Source organism: Frankia gtarii (genome assembly GCF_025403375.1).
GTDB classification, from domain to species: Bacteria; Actinomycetota; Actinomycetes; order Frankiales; family Frankiaceae; genus Frankia; species Frankia gtarii.
Window position 1 is genome coordinate 1 of the sequence record NZ_JAMPTM010000023.1, and the last position, 16,920, is coordinate 16,920.

The window sequence follows — 16,920 nt, forward strand, 5'->3', positions numbered from 1 at the left end:
GTGCGGGAGCGTCGGTGGTGGTCGCGTCGGAGCCGGGCCGGGCGGCGGGATCGTGCACCGGGCGGGGGCGCGGCGGCATGCTGGCGGCCAGCGCCGCCTGGATGCGCTCGGCCACGTCACCCGGCATCGTCATCGCGGCCAGCCGGGACAGGTCGGCGCGGACCTTGCGAAGCGCGGCGATCGACTCGCGGCACGCCAGGCAGGTCTCAATATGGTCGCGGGTCGAGCGGGCGACTGGCTCGCCGCCGGCGACGGCGTCGAGCAGCTCCACGTCGGGATGCTGGTCGTGCCCGCGGGACCGGCGGCCGAGCGGGAACGCGGAGCGTGGGTCCGTGGGTCGGTGACGTTCGTCTGTCGGGTCAGTCGCCATTGCTGATCACCTCCTCCGGCAGGTCCGGGCACCCTGGGGCCGCTTGGCGGGGACCGCGACCGGCGAACCGACTGCGGGCGTCCGGTGGCCGCCGCGCGGGGGCCACCGCATCGTGGTGTCCTACTTCTGAGACGGTGGGCGGCGCTCAGGGGTTCCCGGGCGGTGGGTGACCGAGAAACAGGGCGAGGTTCGCCCGTCCCCACGAACAGCACCTTTTCGCCGTGCCGGCAGGCATATCGACCAGTCGCGCACCGTCCGCGAGGGGCGGTCCCGGGACGTCGGCCAGCACCACGGCCGTGCGGAACGTCGGGGCGGCCGGCCGAGCACGTCGTCGACCCTGAGCCGCACGTCACGTTCGGTGATGGGGTGCCGGGATCGGTCCGGGGCCCCGTCAGGACCGGAAGGTGATCTCCGCGATCGAGCCCCGGTACTGCCCATCGTCGTCGAGCGGCAGGGAGGTCAGCCACACCACCCAGTACTGGGCCGGGGTCAGGTCGGAGGGCATGGTCAGGGGCACCTCCCCCGCGGCGCTGGGCGTGGGCACAACAACCTTGTAACTGTCGATCGTGCTGGCCGGCGAATCCCCGCTGCGCAGCTCGAAGGAGACCGGACTCTTGCTTCCGATCTGCACGGTCACCGTGGAGGGGGTGATCGGCCGGCCAAAGTTCAGTCGCAGACCCACGCCGGTCTTGAGGCCGCCGAACCTGGCACTGCGGTAACCCTCAGTGGTCCATTCCGTGGTCGGATTGCCGTCTTTTGCCTTGTCGACATCGGCTGGCTTCTCGGTCTTGGCAGGGTTGGTGTCGCCGGGGTCGAAGGAGTCGATACCCGTGGGGTTCAGCACGCTTCCGGACGCGTCGGGCCGGTTGGAGGCCGCCGGCGAGGGGTTGGTGTTGTCGCCGTCGCCCCCGGAGCCGCGCAGCGCGAACACGGCCACGACGGCGACGACGATGACGACCACGACGAGCGCGATCCACGGCAGCACCCGGCCGAGCGACGGGCCGGATCCGCCGCGCCCGCGCTGCGGGGCGTCGCGATAGCGGTCCGCCGGCGGATAGCCGCCTGCACCGGCGGGGTAGCCCCGGTCGTCCCGGCCCTGGTCGTCCCGCCGGTCGTCCCGGCCCTGGTCGTCCCGCCGATCGTCGCGTCTCCGGTTGTCGTACCCGCCGCGCGTGTCGTATCCGCCGCGGCCGTATCCGGTGTCGCCGCCGCGCGGCCCGCTGGCCCGGTCGACGCGGGTGTCGTAGCGGTCGTCGCGGCCGGCGGGAGCGGGGCCGGGATAGCCGGCGGTGTCCGTGTAGTGGCCCTGCGCGGGGTAGTCGGACGCGGCGCGGTAGTCGGAGGAGGCGAAACCGTCCACGTCCATCGCCTCGGTGTTGGGCGGGGCCTCACCGAGGCTCATCAGGCCGGTGTCGAGCACGGCGTCGACGGGATTGATCGACTCCAGCTCCTCGACGAGCTCGGCCGCGGTGGTGATGGGCGCGCCCGCCCGCTCGTCGCCGAGGGTCGCCATGGTGATGGCGTCCAGGTCGCGGGGCACGGACGAAGTGACCTGCCGGGGGCTGCGCAGCCGCCCGCCCGAGGTCGGGGCGGTGGGTAGCCCGCGGTCCCCGCCGAGTGGCCAGTGGCCGGTGAGCCCCGCGTACAGGAGACCGCCGAGGGCCCGTAGGTCGGCGGCGGCGCCGTCGGCCTCGCCCACCACCTGCGTGGCCTCGGCATCCTCGCCCGTCCGAGCGCCGTCGAGTTCCCCTGGTGTCCCCGAGCGCTCCAGCTCGGCGAGCACACCGCCGATCTCCAGATCGATGATCTTTACGGTGCCGTGGCCGGAGACGATGACGTCGCCGGGGTTCAGGTCGCCGTGATGGATGCCCCGCTCGTGGGCCGCGGCGATGACCCGGGCCGCGGCGAGGACCACGGCGCCGGCCTGCTCGGGGCGCAGCGCCCCCTGCGCCGTGAGTTGGCGAAGGGTCTTGCCGTCGACCCACTCGGAGACGACGTAGGAGATGCGCCGCGATCCGGCGGTCGTCGTCGTGGCGTCGTAGGTGGAGGCGGCGCCCGGATGCACGAGCCGGCCGGAGTTGATGGCCGCGGCGAGCAGACGCCGGGCAGCCTGTTCCTGGTTCGGGTCCGCGGCGGGGGCGCCGTTGTCACCAGGGTTCACCGGGCCGTGTTCGACGATGCGTACCGCGACCGGCCGGGCGAGCACCTTGTCGTCGCCGCGCCAGAGGGTGACCGGCCCGCGGCTGGTGAGTGCGGAAAGCAGGCGGTAACGGCGATCGAGGACGGTTTCGGCGAGCACCGCGGTGCCGGCGGGGGTCGACGGGCTCCGGGCTGCGGAGGCGGTCAGTGTCACGTCGTTGTCGACGTCCTCAGCCTGCGGTCGGTTGCTTCCGTCGACCACAGCGCCTCCGTCGTCCACGGGCCCGACGTGGACGATCCGCCGTCGGGCTTGCCTAACCTCACCCGGGCAGGGGTCCGCCCAGTGTGCCGTGACCGTGGGCGGAGACCCCGGAATCCTTCGTCGCCCGGAACTTGTCGCCACGGTGAACAACGTGACGAGCGGAGGCTGCGCCTGGTTCACCGGCGACGTTGGGCGGGGCCCGCGCACAGCGTGTCCAGTGTACGAGGAGGCGCGGAGGATCTCGCGAATGTCTTGGGACAACCCGCCCTTGTGTACCGGCTGTGACGACGCCCGCCTGGTCGTCTCCGACCAACCTCCGAGGCTCCCGGTTCGACCGCCCCCGGCCGAGCCCGGCCGTACCCGGCTGCGCCCGCCGCAAGGCCGAAAAGGGCGTTTCCATCAGTCACGATGGTCCGCTCGGCCGGGCAGCGAAGCAGGTCGTGCGGCCCGCCGAGCTGCGATGAACCTCCGTCGTATCCCCACGCATTAGTAGGGTGATCTTTTCGGTGTTTCTCAACTACACCGGGTTGTAACGACGGATGGCTCGACAGGCCCTCTCGACCTCGCGTACACCGCACATCACGAGAACACGCCTCGTACGGATTTCGGTGGGGGCGGTTCAGCGCCGCCGCGGCGGTCGGCCTGTCCGGCGCGTCCCCGCCGCGGGTCCCGGCCGGTCGTCCGGACCTTCCCGCCGCGGCGGTGTGGCGGCACGGGTCGTCCGCGACGACGGCTCCCGGCGGGTCGTGCGCCCGGTCTGCCGGGTCCGCCCGGTCGGTGCCGGGGGTGAGGCCGGACCGCCGGGCCCACCCCGGCCGCGCCCGCGGCGCAGGCGACCACCGAGGCGGCTGTTGACCACCTCGATCAGAGCGTTGACCTCGTAAATGCTCATCCGTTTGGCAACCGCGACGAACAGCGCGCCGCCCACGACGGTCGCGATCACCACCGCGACCCCGGAGCTGAGCCAGCCCGTCCCGATCACCGACCGGATTCCGCGGGCCAGCAGGGACGCGATGACGGCGCCGAGGCCCGCGGCGACCGCGACCTGAGTGATCACCCGGGCGGTGCGGTTGCCGTCGACGCCGCCCAGCCGCCGGCGCAGCAGGATCGTCGTGGCCGCGAGCCCGACCAGGTAGGCGAAGGCGAAGGCCAGTGCCAGCGCCGGCGCGCGATGCTGCTCGGGCACCAGCACGGTGAGCACCACCGCGCCCAGCACGTTCACCGCGACGACGCCCATGTTGGCCAGCGCCGGCGTCCGGCTGTCCTGGTAGGCGTAGAACGCCCGCAACTGCACCTGGAACAGCGAGAACGGCACCAGGGCCAGCGCGAAGGCACTGAGCGTGTCGCCGATGTCCACCGCGGCGTGGTATCGGACCGCGCCGTGGTAGAACACGGCGACGGCGATCGGCCGTCCCAGGGCGAGGATGAACAGGGCTGCCGGCACGATTGCCGTGACCGCGACGCGGGTCGCGGTCGAGATGTCCGCCCGGACCAGATCCCGCCGGCCCTGGGCGGCGTGCCCGCTCATCCTCGGCAACAGCGCCGTGATCACCGAGACGCCGATGATCGCGTACGGGAGCTGGAAGATCTGGTAGCCGTAGGTGTAGATCGTGTACGCGGTCGTCGCCGTCGACAGGTTGACGATCACCAGGTAGCCGACCTGGCTGACGATGACGAACAGCAGCGTCCAGCCGGCCAGCCGGGCCGCCGAGCGCAGCTCCGGATGGCGCAGGTCCAGCCGCGGACGGTACCGGAAACCGACCTTGCGCAGCGATGGCAGCAGGGCGAGCGTCATGGCCACGACACCCAGCGTCGTCCCGCCGGCGAGCACGGTGATCTGCGCGTTGCTGATGGCCTTCGGCCCGTCCACCCCGGGTGGGTGCGGTCCCGACACGATGTAGACGAAGGCCACGCAGGTGGCGATGACCAGCAGGTTGTTCAGGATCGGCGCGAACATGGGCGCGGCGAAGGACTGTCTGACGTTGAGGATCGCGCCGATCGTCGCGCCCACCCCGTAGAAGATGATCTGCGGGAGGAACCAGCGCAGCATCTCGGTGCCCAGCGCCCGCTCCGCCGGCCCCGAGTGCAGGTAGGCATCGGTGATCCAGGGCGCGACCACCATGCCGACCGCCACGGCCGCGCTGAGCCCGAGGATCATGATGGTCAGCAGGGAGGATGCGAAACTGTCCCCGCCGTCCGGGTCCTCCTTGGCCGCGCGCACCATCACCGGGACGATGACGCTGGTCAGGATCCCGCCGAGAAGCAGGTCGTAGAGGACGTTCGGGGTGGTGTTGGCGACGTTGTAGGCCTGGCTGACCCCGCTGGTGCCGAGTGCGGCGGCGATCGCGACCGTGCGCAGGAAGCCGGAGGCCCGGGAAGCGATCGTGCCGATCGCCATGATCCCGCTGGCCTGCCCGAGGCTCGGCCCGGGCTTCCCCGCGCCTGCCTTCCCCCGGCGGGCGGTCATCGGCGTCGCGGTCGTGGGCGTCGCGGTCGTGGGCGTCGCGGTCGTGGGCTTCGCGGCTGCCGGCTTCGCGAGCGCGGTGGTAGCCGCCGCGTCGGCGGGGCGCGGGGTCCGACGAGTCGCCGAGTCGCGCCGGCCGTTCCGCTCGGCTGTCTCGTGGCGGGGGGGCGGCTGCCGAGGCCTGGCGGCGCGAACGTCCCTGAGATCGCTGCCGTCCCTGAAGTCGCTGCCGCCTCGCAGGCCGCTGCCGTCCCCCGGGCCCCGGCCGTCTCCGACATCGCTGACTGCTCGTGGGTCGGCTTCCGGATCGTCTCGCCAACCGCCGGCGGCGCCGTCGCGGCCAGCGCCGAGGCGGCTGCCACTGCGGCGGGCGTCGCGGGCGTCGGGAGGCAGGTTGGTGTCCCGTCCGCGCGAAGGCTGTCGCGACTCCGGGGGGATGCGCCGGACGTTGCTGCGCGGAAGTGCCACCGTCGGCCGGGACTCGCCGAGAGACGGCCGACGCCGCTCGCCAGCGAAGCGCCGGGAGCGGTCGGTGTTATCCGGCTGCTGGTCCTGCGCCCCATTCCTGTCGGAGTCCGGACCGGTGGTACCCGGACCGGCGGGCCAGCCGGGTCTGTCCTGCGGCCGCGGCCCAGGCGTCGGGTCTACCGGCCGCGGCGGGCTGGGCGGCATGGGCAGCCTGGTGGTGCGTGTCCCGTCGACCAGCGGCGCGGGCTGAGCCCGGCCACGGGCTGCGGAGCCGGGACTGCCCTCGGACGGCGGCGGCACGCTGGGCGGCGGCGGTGGAGTCCGCGACGACGCCGGCAGCTTCCGGGTCGCCTCCGGAGCCGGGCCCCGCGCCGCGCCGGGTGGCGGGATCGAGCGCGGTGCGGTGCCGTCGCGCGGGTCGGCCCATCGGTCGTCGCCGGTCTGGGGCGTGCCGTACGGCCCGGCCGGGTCGTGGTCGGCGAACCGGCGCTCGGGGTAGGCCGCCCGCCGGGCTCGCTCCACATACTGCCCATCCACATCCGCATACGGATCGTCCCGATGGCGGTAACCGTCGTCGCGACCCCCGAACTCATCATCCGGATTCCTGGGCTGACCGCTGGGACCGGGATACCGATCGTCCGGAGGGAAGTACCGCTGGTCGTGGTTCAGGTACCGCTCGTCGAGATGCTGCCCGGCGGGATTCGGATAGGAACGGTCCCCACCCGGATAGGAATGGTCGGGTTCCGCGTACGGCCGGCCGGAATCCCGGTACCGCGGCTGGTCCTGGGCGGGGTACGACCAGTCCGCGTGGGGCTGATCGGAGGCGTGGGGCCGATCGTGATCTGCCCCCGGCCAGTCGGGATCGCCGGGCCACTCGTCGGCCAGGTGGTCCGGGTCGCCGGCGGCGTCTCGCCGCGGATCGCGGCCACGATCGCCGCGGCCGCCTCGGGGACCGGTGCCGCCTCGGCGGTGCCGTGGGCCCGAGCTGCCCTCCCCCTCGACGGGGGTCACGGGCCGCTCCGTCGCCGGCGGGTCGGTACCTGATCGGTGGCGGCCTCCCGCCCCGGGTCGGCGTCCTGCGCCGCGCCCTGGCCGGGGTCCTGCCGCGGGTCCGGGTCCCGGTGCTGGCCGAGGTCCGGGCTGGGCCCGGGGTCCAGGCCGTGGGCGGCGGGCGTGACGCCCTTCCCGCGGCGCGCGGCGTACGAGAGGTCGGCGGTCGGGGCGCCCCTCGACCACCCGGAGGCAACTGCGGCGGGCGCCTGCCAGACGGGCGGCGGGTCGGCGTCGGCCAAGCTCCCCGGGGGACCCGGCAGCGCCGCACCGCCGACCGTGGCTGCACCGCCGCCACTCGGCTCGGGGGCGCCGCCGGCGCCGCCGGCGCCGTTGGCGGCGTTGGCGGCGTTGGCGGCGTTGGCGGCGTTGGCGGCGTTCGGGGCTTTGGCGGTCCGCCGTGCGCCCGGCCGCAGCCGGCGGGCGAGGCGCACCACGACGGCCAGCAGCAGCACGCTGACGGCGCCGATGGTGATGGCGGTGGCGATGGCGCCGTAGACGGTGGACCGCACGAGCACCCGGGTCGGGGGATCGGTCGAGAGTTCCTGGCCGCTGAGGTTGAGCCGGCGGATCTCCAGCGGGAAGGTCCCCGCGCCCTCGGCGTCCACTTCTATCTCGATCTGGGCCTTCTGCCCCGACGGTAGGGCGCGGGTCTGGCGGATCGGCGAGCGCAGGCGGGAGTGGTTGGTCGACGAGAAGGCGAGCACGACGGTGACCTCGAAGTCCGTGTTGTTCTCGAGCGTGATCGGCACCAGCCCGTGCTTGCTCGTCAGGTTGACGCTGTGGGAGGCCACCACCTGGATGCCGTTGCGGATCGCGGACACGGCCCCGTCCACCTGCTGGCTCAACGACACACCGTCGACCATGCCGGCTCCGCGCCAGGCGACGGAGGTTGCTGTGACAAGCGCGTTGTACATCGGGTTGACGTCCTGGCAGGTGACGGCGGCCTTCAGCCGAGGGCAGAGCACCGGTCCCAGCGCCAGCGCCTCGTCGCTGACGCCCGTGACCGCGTCGAGGTAGCTGCCGGGCAGCTCCCGCGCCTGGGCGTCGGCGGGGTAGACGAGCGTGCCGCGCGGGGCGGTGGGCAGGTACTGGCTGGTGAGCCCGCCGAGCGGGGCGGCGGCGGAGTAGTCGCTGTCGACCGCGCCGAGCACCTGCTCGGCCCAGCCGATCGGCGGGTCCCAGTCCCGCGGCAGCGCGAGGACCTGGGCCCGCGGCTGATCGGGCAGTTCCGCGGCGATCATGCCGAGTTCGGCCCGGAAACGCGACAGGACCGTCCCGGCGCCGGGGCCGTCCGCGGCCTGGCGGTAGGAGGTGGCGATCTCGGCGAGGCGGTGGTCGGCCCGCAGGGCCCGGATCGGGCCGGCCGACGTCGGCAGGTCGACGGCCGCCGACGGGGTGTAGGTGACGGCGCGCGACGGGGGGAGCAGCCGGTCGTCGAGCAGCACGGTCTGGACCGTCAGTTGGCGCAGCACGTCCACGGTGGTGGTGTCGGCCAGTCCGTCGGCGGGGTAGGCGACGGAGCCCACCTGCGCGGTGTCTCGAGACAGGAGTCCGGCCAGCACAACCTGGCCAGTGTTGACGGCGTACTTCACCGTGTCCAGCTTCTGGGCGTGGACCAGCGCGGCCAGGTCCGCGTCGCCGTAGGGCAGCGCGATGACCTGACCGCCCGCGGCGGCGAAGTTCGCGAGGCCGGACAGGAAGTGGACCGCACCGGCGTCCGCCGTCGGCTGCCGTACCGCGCCGCCGGGTCTGGCCCAGCTGTAGCCCCCCGACCGTTCCATGATCTTCAACGCCTGCACGAGCGTCGGGTCGACGGCGAGCGTGACCGCATCCGGCTGGGCCGCGTCGAGCAGTCGGGACAGCCGGCCGGTCGGCCCCACCTCGGTGGCGAGGTCGTTGTCGGTGAGCAGGCCGTCCGAGCGCAGGTGGGGCCGGTCGGCGAGGGGGAGGACCACGGCCACCGGGGTCCGCTGCTGCTGGCCGGAGGAACGAACCAGGAAGGTGTACGCGGCGCCGATCGGTTTCGCCGGTTTCCCGCCGACGGAACCGCTGACCCAGACCCGCAGCGGGTAGACGCCGACCGGCCTCGGCAGGGCCGACGCGCCGAGAGCTCCGGTGAGCATGAAGGGGACCGGGTTGGCGCCGCGGACGGGCGGATCGGGCAGCGGCTGGGTGCTTTCGCCGCTGGCGAGGGTGAGCGGCCGGTTGGTCAGGGAGCGAGCGGCGGCGGTGTTGTTCGTCAGCGTCTCGAGCTGTGCGCGGGACATCAGGGGCGCGGAACCGATCTCCAGGCTCATCCGCAGGTCGGTGAGGGGCTGGGTCACCGAGGTGGACAGCGTCCCCTGCACGGACACGACGGACGAGCCGGCCGCCGGCGCCTGCACGCCGGTCAGCGAGACGGCCACCGGGTTACCCGAGACGGTGGACGACGCCACCGTTACCGGTGAAGAAGATAGCGGATTGCCCGATTCGCCTGTGGATGAAGCTGTGGAAGACCGTGGTGTTCCTGTGGATGAATCTGCTCGGGCGATCCGCTCCACCAGACCGCCGCGGATCGTCGCGCCCGCCGCGGAGCCGCCGGCTACCGGGATGACGAGGGCGAGCAGCACCACGGTGGCGAGCCGGACCGGCCAACGGCGGCCGTCGGACACCCCGCGCAGCCGCCCATGCCGGTGCGGTGCGCTCATGCGGTCGCGGCCAGCACGACGGGCACCTCGTCGAGCAGGCGCCGCTCGTCGGCGTAGGCGAGGCGCGCGGCGACCTCGGCCAGCGGAACCCAGGCCACGGCGTCGACCTCGATGTCGGCGTCCGACAGCGAGCCGACGCTGCGCAGCAGCAGGAAGTGGTGCACCGTCTTGTGGATGCGTGCCCCCCCGGCGACGAACCAGAAGTCGATGGTGCCCAACCGGCCGAGGACGGACCCGGTCAGCCCGGTCTCCTCGCCGACCTCGCGCACGGCGGCCTGCTCGGTGGTCTCGCCGGCCTCCACGTGCCCCTTGGGCAGCAGCCACAGCAGCCTCCCATGGCGATCCCGGCGGGCGATGAGCGCGGCGGAGGCATCCGTGGAGCACTGGTCGAGAATGAGGCCGCCCGCCGAGGTCTCCTCCACCCGGGGCAGCAGCGCGCGCCCGGTGGAGGAGGTCGACGGCGGCATGGATTGATCGTACGAGGCTCGGGTCCTCCGGCCGGCCCGCGTGCCTGGAACGCCCCGCTTGTGCCCGTCGATCCCGGTGCCGAGATCCGCACCGCCGCGGCCGCGATGTGATCGCCCCCGGCCCGTCCGGGTGCCGGTTCACCGCGCCGAACCCCGTAACCTGAAGATGTGTCAGTGATCAGTCTGGACAACCCGCGGGACTCGGCCGAACGGGTGGTGAGTGAGCTGCTCAGGGTGCCGCCGGCCGCGGACGAGCTCGGTCGCGTCTTCGCCGCGCACGGTCACCTGCTCCACCTCGTCGGTGGTTCGGTCCGCGACGCCCTGCTCGGCCGGCCCGCCACCGGCGCCACCGGCGCCCCGGCCGACCTCGACTTCGCCACGGACGCCCGGCCCGAGCGGGTCCTGGAGATCACTCGAGGCTGGGCGGAGGCCACCTGGGAGGCGGGGATCGCCTTCGGCACGGTCGGGCTCGCCCGGCGCGGCCTGCGCTTCGAGATCACCACGTACCGTAGCGAGGCGTACGACCGGCAGTCCCGCAACCCCGCGGTCACCTACGGCGACAGCCTGGAGGCGGACCTGTCCCGCCGGGACTTCACCGTCAACGCGATGGCGGTGTCCGTCCCGGGCCACGACTTCGTCGACCTGTTCGGTGGGATGGCCGATCTCGCCCGCGGCGTGCTGCGTACTCCGGCGAGGCCGGAGGCGTCCTTCGACGACGACCCGCTGCGCATCCTGCGCGCCGCCCGGTTCGAGGCGGCCCTGGGGCTGATCCCGGTGCCCGAGCTGGTCGAGGCGATGCGCTCGCGGGCCGAGCGGCTCGCGATCGTCTCCCCCGAGCGCATCCGGGACGAGCTGCGCAAGCTCATCAGCGCCCCCGACCCGGTGGCGGGTCTCGAGCGGCTCGTCGAGATCGGCGTCGCCGAGATGGTGCTGCCCGAGGTGGCGGCGATGCGGATGGAGATCGACGAGCACCACCAGCACAAGGACGTCTACGCGCACACCATGACCGTGCTGCGCCAGGCGATGGCACTGGAGGAGCCGGGCGCGCCCGACGAGGTGCTGCGCTGGGCGGCGCTGCTGCACGACATCGGCAAGCCGCGCACCCGGCGGCACATCCCGGGCGGGCGGGTCTCGTTCCACCACCACGAGGTCGTCGGCCGGGACATGGCGCGGCGCCGGCTGGCCGCGCTGCACTTCCCCAAGGACGTCACGGAAGCCGTCTGCCAGCTCGTCTACCTGCACCTGCGCTTCCACGGCTATGGCGACGGGGAGTGGACGGACGCGGCCGTGCGCCGATACGTGCACGACGCCGGGCCCCAGCTGACCCGGCTCAACAAGCTCGTCCGCTCCGACTGCACCACCCGCAACCGGCGCAAGGCGGCGGCGCTGTCGCGTACCTACGACTCGCTGGAGGAGCGGATCGCCGACCTCGCCGCGCGTGAGGAGATCGCGTCGATCCGGCCGGAGCTGTCCGGCGACGACATCATGGCGCTGCTCGGGCTCGCCCCGTCTCGCCTGGTGGGCCAGGCCCGCGCGCACATGATGGAGCTCCGCTTCGAGCGTGGCATCGTCGGGCGCGAGGCGGCCGAGGCCGAGCTGTTCCGGTGGGCCCGCGAGCACGAGGTGCCGATTCCCGGCGAGTGACCCGGCCGCGGCGGGGTCAGCCGCGGGTCCCGGCCGGCCCCGCCGAGATGATCGGATTGATCCGGCCGGCCGGGTCCGCCGAGCTGCTGGGCGGGGGAATGGTCTCGTGCGGCTGCGGTGGCCCGTCGCCCACGCCGCGGATCACTCGGTCCTCGGGATGGCGGCGGGCGGCCCGGTAGTACCCCAGCCCGGCCAGCGCGTAGCCCACGCCGGCGATGATGACCACCGTGGCCGAGCGGCCGTCGTCGGGGAGGATCAGGGCGGCGATCGCCGCCGCTGCCACGAAAGCGACGTTGAACAGCAGGTCGTAGAGCGAGAAGGCGCGGCCGCGGTAGGCGTCGTCGGTCTGCTCCTGGACGATGGTGTCCACGCAGATCTTGCTGGCCTGGGCGGAGAAGCCCAGCAGCGCGCCGGCGACGATGAACAGGGCAGAGCTGAAGGGCAGCCCCAGCACCACCTCGACGACGCCCCCGAAGACCAGGACCACTGTGATCCAGCTCGACTTCGGCATCCGCCGGGTGACGCGTGGAGTGACGACGGCGGCGGTGATGGTGCCGACCCCGCTGGCGGTCACGACCGCGGCGAGGCCCGTCAGGCCGCCCTCGCTGCCGGTGAAGTAGTTGCGGTACAGCAGCACCGTCATCACGAGGACCAGCCCGTAGGCGGCCCGGGACGTGGTCAGCGCGGCGAGCGCCCGACGGGCCGGGCCGTGGCCGGCGAGGTAACGGGCGCCGTCGACCATGTCGGCGACGACCCCGGTGGCCTGCCGCCAGGCTCCCTGCCAGGGCACGGCGATCACGGGGCCGAAGTCGGCCCGGCCGGAGCGCGTCGCCGTCACCATCGCCAGCAGGTAGGCGAGGGCCGCCAGGCCCGCGACGAGGGCCACCGTACGGTCGCCGCCGCCGACGAGGCCCCGCACGCCGCTGCCGAGACCGGCGCCGAGCAGGGTCGCGATGGTGCCGGAGGTGACCGACAGGGCGTTCGCAGTGACGAGGCGGTCGACGTCGACGACGACGGGCAGCCCGGCGGACAGCGCTGCCAGGACGAAACGGTTCACGCTCACCGACGCGAGCGCCACCGCGTAGAAGTCGACGCCGGTGCGTTCAGCGGCGATGAGGACCACCAGGATGGCCATGAGAACCATCCGCACGAGCGAGCTGACCACCAGCACCCGCTGGCGGGACACGCGGTCGAGCACGATGCCCGCGAACGGGCCGATCACGCTGAACGGCAGCACCACGATCGCCAGCGACGAGGCCAACGCTCCCGCGGACGTCGCGCGCTCGGGGGAGAACAGTACGTAGCTGACGAGGCTCGCCTGGAAGACACCGTCGGCGGCCTGGGAGGTAAGCCGGGCCGCGTACAGCATCCGGAACCCGCGGCCGCTGAGCAGCTCGCGGAGGTTAGCGGACCATGCCACGCCTGCCAGCGTAGGGCCCCCCGGCCCGCCTCGGATCACCGGTGGGCCCATGTGGGCCCCCGCGCCGCGTGGCCGGGGCCTCATCGGGTTCGGTCGCCCCCTTCGGACGACCGAACCCGATGCCCGCATCCCCTACCCGGGGATGCGGGCATCGGCGCGCCGGCCGGGCGCCGGCCGGGCCAGCGGCCTCGTTCAGCCCTCGTTGCGGATGAACGCCTCGACCTTGTCGCGGGCCTCGTTGTCGCGGTACTGCTCCGGCGGGGACTTCATGAAGTACGACGAGGCGGACAGGATCGGCCCGCCGACGCCCCGGTCCAGCGCAATCTTGGCGCAGCGCACCGCGTCGATGACCACGCCGGCGCTGTTGGGGGAGTCCCAGACCTCGAGCTTGTACTCCAGGTTCAGCGGTACGTCGCCGAACGCACGGCCCTCCAGCCGGACGTAGGCCCACTTGCGGTCGTCGAGCCAGGCCACATAGTCCGACGGCCCGATGTGCACGTTGTCCTTGCCGAGGTCGTGGGAGACCTGGGAGGTCACAGCCTGGGTCTTGGAGATCTTCTTCGACTCCAGCCGGTCGCGCTCGAGCATGTTCTTGAAGTCCATGTTGCCGCCGACGTTGAGCTGCATCGTGCGGTCGAGGACCACGCCGCGGTCCTCGAAGAGCTTCGCCATCACCCGGTGGGTGATGGTGGCGCCGACCTGCGACTTGATGTCGTCGCCGACGATCGGCACGCCCGCGGCCCGGAACTTCTCGGCCCACTCGGGGACGCCGGCGATGAACACCGGCAGGCAGTTGATGAAGGCGACCCCGGCGTCGATGGCGCACTCGGCGTAGAACTTCGCGGCGTTCTCGGAGCCCACCGGCAGGTAGCAGACGAGCACGTCGGCCCGGGACTCCCGCAGGGTGGCGACGACGTCGATCGGCTCCTCGTCCGACTCCTCGATGGTCTCCCGGTAGTAGCGGCCGAGGCCGTCGAGGGTGTGGCCGCGGGAGACGGTGACGCCAAGCGGCGGCACGTCGGCGATCTTGATGGTGTTGTTCTCGCTGGCGACGATGGCCTCGGAGAGATCGCGACCGACCTTCTTGGCATCCACGTCGAACGCGGCGACGAAGGTCAGGTCGGAGACGTGGTAATCGCCAAGCGTTACGTGCATCAGCCCGGGGACCTGCGCCGATGGGTCGGCGCCGCGGTAGTACTCGACCCCCTGGACCAGCGAGGCGGCGCAGTTACCTACGCCGACAATGGCGACACGTACCGAACCCATGACGGTCTGCTCCTTAGCTGCGATTTCTATGGAAGTGGAAATTTCGGGCGAACGACTCCGCCACGGTGCCGCCCGCCCAGCCGACCGGCCGGGTGCGGGCGCCGCTGTGCGGGGCCACTCACCGGCCGGCTGAAACCTCGCCGCCGGGGTCGTGGCCAGCCTCGGCCTGTGCGTTCCTGTTCCGGCTGCGCGCGTCGCCGTCGTTGCCGCCGTGCGTGCCGTCGAGGTAGCTGCCGCGTCCGTCCCGCCGGGCTGTCCTGCCCGCACGGCGCCCCGTCCCGCTGCCACGAGCGGGAGAGGGGAGCGTGCCAGGCTCCGATCCTGTGGATGGCTCCGATCCTGTGGATGGAGCTGTGGACAACCCTGTGGATGCTGTGGACAACTGTGGTTCCGTGAGGTTGGCCGGGGCGCTGGCCCGCTCCGTCTCGATCAGCTCGTTGAGCCATCGGACCTCGCGTTCCACCGACTCGAGCCCGTGACGCTGGAGCTCGAGCGTGTAGGAGTCGAACCGTTCGACGGTCCTGGTCAGGGCCGAACGGACCTTCTCCCGGCGCTCCTCGAGCCGGCCGCGGCGTCCCTCCAGGATGCGCAGGCGCACGGCGGCGTCCGTCTTCGCGAAGAAGGCGAACCGCACGCCGAACATCTCGTCCTCCCACGAGGACGGGCCACCCTCGCCGAGCAGGTCAGCGAGCTTCTCCTTGCCCTCGCCGGTCAGCGTGTAGACGACCCGACTGCGCCCACCGAGCCGGGTCGTCGCGCTCACGTCGTCCGCGGTGACGTATCCGCCGTCCGCGAGACGGCGCAGGCAGGGGTAGAGCGAGCCATAGCTGAACCGGTGGAAGGCACCGAGGAGCGCGGCGAGCCGCTTGCGCAGTTCGTAACCGTGCATCGGGCTCTCGGAGAGTAGGGCGAGAACCGCCAGTTCCAGCATGACCCACCCTCCTCGGCCGTGCCCGCGGTGGCGGGCGTGGTCACCCCACGGTCCGTCGCGTCGTGGTGCGGCGCTCTCGGCGGTGTCGAGTGCATATCTGTCGCTCCGACATATCGAAGCGATACATCGAGGATAGACGTCTCGGGACGAGCGCCGCAACCAGGAATGACCATCCGGCGACCAGAAGATGACAGAACGACACTTCCACCTCCGGGTGCGGTCGTGACGCGGCCCCGCCGGGCCGCCATGCCGGATCGGTGCCGATCGGTCGGCGACGATCGTGCCGCAGCCGCTGTCGGCCCTGGAAACTGCCTGCTCACAGGGAAGATCGGGATTCGATCTGGCCGCGGAGCACCCACCCGCGGGATCGGGCCAAGGCCGACGGTGCCCGCCCGGTGACCTGGCTACGGGTAGGGGCGGCATCACAGTGTCATCCGGCTCACAGTGAGCGCGAGGCCCGGTTCCGGGGGATGCGTGGCGGGGCCGTCCGGGCGGAGTCGGTCCGGTGGGCATCCGTCCGGACCATCTGCCTGGAACACCCGCGCGGCGTAACGTTGAGGCATGCGTCCGCGGTCGGTAATCGACTACGCGCTCGCCCGCCGGGCGGCGCTTGCGGATCTCCACGCGGGTCGCGTGTCGCCCCTTGACGTCTGCGACGCGCATCCGTACCTGCTGCGGGCAGCCAAGTACCACGGCGAGCCGACCAGCAAGCGTTGCCCGGTCTGCCGCGGCGCCGATCCGCTCATCCACGTCACGTACACCTACGGTGACGAGCTCGGTGAAAGCTCCGGCCGCGCGCGGGCGACAAAGGACCTTCCGGCGCTCGCGGCGAGGTACGGCGAGCTGCGGGTCTATGTCGTCGAGGTGTGCCGTCCGTGCGGATGGAACCATCTGACCACCTCCTATGTGATCGGCACCGGCGAGCCGAGGGCCAAGCGCCACCACCGCCGTAGCGCAGTCGACACCTGAACTCGTCGGCCCAGCACAGCGCCGCAGTTCGCGAGGTCGCCCGCGGCGCCGGTGACGGTCGGCGGGCGCCCTGCGCGTGCGGGCGGAATCTGGCGTGAGATCCTGGTCTGCCATGTGGGTTTCGCGGCGGGTCCAGGCGTGGCACCAGCCACGGGTGGGGCCATGTCGTGCCCCTTCCAGGGTGAACCCGGTGGGTGGCCCGATCCTGCGTGGTCGGCCGGGTCCCACTCGGGGTCCGCGGCCGCCGGTGTCCACGCCGGCCGGGGTCCAGCGGGGCCGGGGCGGCAGGGATCGGACCTTCGGTAGCGGTTGGGGGTGCCGGCTCGTCCCCTGCGGCGGCCCGGTGACCGGGGAGTCCCAGAGCGACGGATGGAGCGGCTGGTGAGCTCTCCCTACGATCAGGGCGGCTATCGGGGTGGGCCGGGGTCGGACCCGACGAGGTCTGACCCCGGCCCGGTTCAGGGTGCGCCTTCCGATCGGGCTAGGCGCGACCGAACTGACCGAGTCGGCCCACCGGGTCGACCTGTCCCGCCTGCCCCGGCGGGGCGGGGTGGCCCGCCGGGGCAGGACGGTGCTGGCAGCGGGCCCGGCGGCGGGGCTCGTGCCGCCCTGGTGCCCCCGGCCGGTCGGCCGGCCGACCGACCGGCCGATGGGCGGGGCGAACGCGCTGCGCTGGTGCCGCCCGCCGCAGCGGCCGGACCGCCTGCGCGCGCAGCGGTCCCCGTTCCTTCCGCCGGTGCCGCGGGGCCCGCACGGCGGCCGGATGGTGCCGATGCGGCG

9 protein-coding genes and 1 pseudogene are annotated in these 16,920 nt (G+C 72.9%); 2 read left to right on the forward strand and 8 right to left on the reverse strand.

Going from position 1 to position 16,920, the window contains the following annotated elements:
• From NBZ83_RS06155 to NBZ83_RS06175, 5 genes and pseudogenes are all read right to left on the reverse strand, one after another.
• Positions 1 to 370 (reverse strand): annotated as a pseudogene (locus tag NBZ83_RS06155) (hypothetical protein); the annotation flags it as partial.
• 391 nt (positions 371 to 761) lie between these two features.
• Positions 762 to 2,771, reverse strand: a complete 2,010-nt coding sequence (locus tag NBZ83_RS06160) for a protein kinase family protein (protein WP_261567449.1) — start codon at positions 2,769 to 2,771, stop codon at positions 762 to 764.
• A 619-nt stretch (positions 2,772 to 3,390) separates the two neighbouring features.
• On the reverse strand, positions 3,391 to 6,714 hold the full coding sequence (murJ, locus tag NBZ83_RS06165; protein WP_261574514.1) for a murein biosynthesis integral membrane protein MurJ: 3,324 nt from the start codon (positions 6,712 to 6,714) through the stop codon (positions 3,391 to 3,393).
• A complete protein-coding gene (locus NBZ83_RS06170; RefSeq protein ID WP_261574515.1) occupies positions 6,711 to 9,443 on the reverse strand; it encodes a DUF6049 family protein in 2,733 nt (910 codons plus the stop codon). The genes murJ and NBZ83_RS06170 overlap by 4 nt, the downstream gene beginning before the upstream one ends.
• Positions 9,440 to 9,910: an NUDIX hydrolase gene (locus tag NBZ83_RS06175; protein ID WP_261567452.1), complete on the reverse strand. Its 471-nt coding sequence runs from the start codon at positions 9,908 to 9,910 to the stop codon at positions 9,440 to 9,442. The genes NBZ83_RS06170 and NBZ83_RS06175 overlap by 4 nt, the downstream gene beginning before the upstream one ends.
• 174 nt (positions 9,911 to 10,084) lie before the next feature.
• Here NBZ83_RS06175 and NBZ83_RS06180 point away from each other — a divergent pair, with 174 nt between their 5' ends.
• Positions 10,085 to 11,554, forward strand: coding sequence for a CCA tRNA nucleotidyltransferase (locus tag NBZ83_RS06180; protein WP_261567453.1), 1,470 nt, complete (start codon positions 10,085 to 10,087; stop codon positions 11,552 to 11,554).
• Positions 11,555 to 11,570: 16 nt separating this feature from the next.
• Here the strand turns inward: NBZ83_RS06180 and NBZ83_RS06185 are convergent, their stop codons facing one another.
• The 3 genes from NBZ83_RS06185 to NBZ83_RS06195 form a co-directional block, all read right to left on the reverse strand.
• A complete protein-coding gene (locus NBZ83_RS06185; protein WP_261567454.1) occupies positions 11,571 to 12,974 on the reverse strand; it encodes an MFS transporter in 1,404 nt (467 codons plus the stop codon).
• A gap of 192 nt (positions 12,975 to 13,166) precedes the next feature.
• The gene (locus NBZ83_RS06190; protein ID WP_261567455.1) at positions 13,167 to 14,240 is read right to left on the reverse strand and encodes an inositol-3-phosphate synthase; all 1,074 of its coding nucleotides are present in this window, start codon (positions 14,238 to 14,240) and stop codon (positions 13,167 to 13,169) included.
• Between the two features lie 118 nt (positions 14,241 to 14,358).
• Entirely contained in the window at positions 14,359 to 15,171 is an 813-nt protein-coding gene (locus NBZ83_RS06195) for a PadR family transcriptional regulator (RefSeq protein ID WP_261567456.1), read from the reverse strand.
• Between the two features lie 561 nt (positions 15,172 to 15,732).
• On the opposite strand from NBZ83_RS06195, the gene NBZ83_RS06200 reads away from it, so the two are divergent.
• Positions 15,733 to 16,140 (forward strand): DUF5318 family protein, encoded by a 408-nt coding sequence (locus NBZ83_RS06200; RefSeq protein WP_261567457.1) that lies wholly within the window; start codon positions 15,733 to 15,735, stop codon positions 16,138 to 16,140.
• Positions 16,141 to 16,920 lie beyond the last annotated feature (780 nt).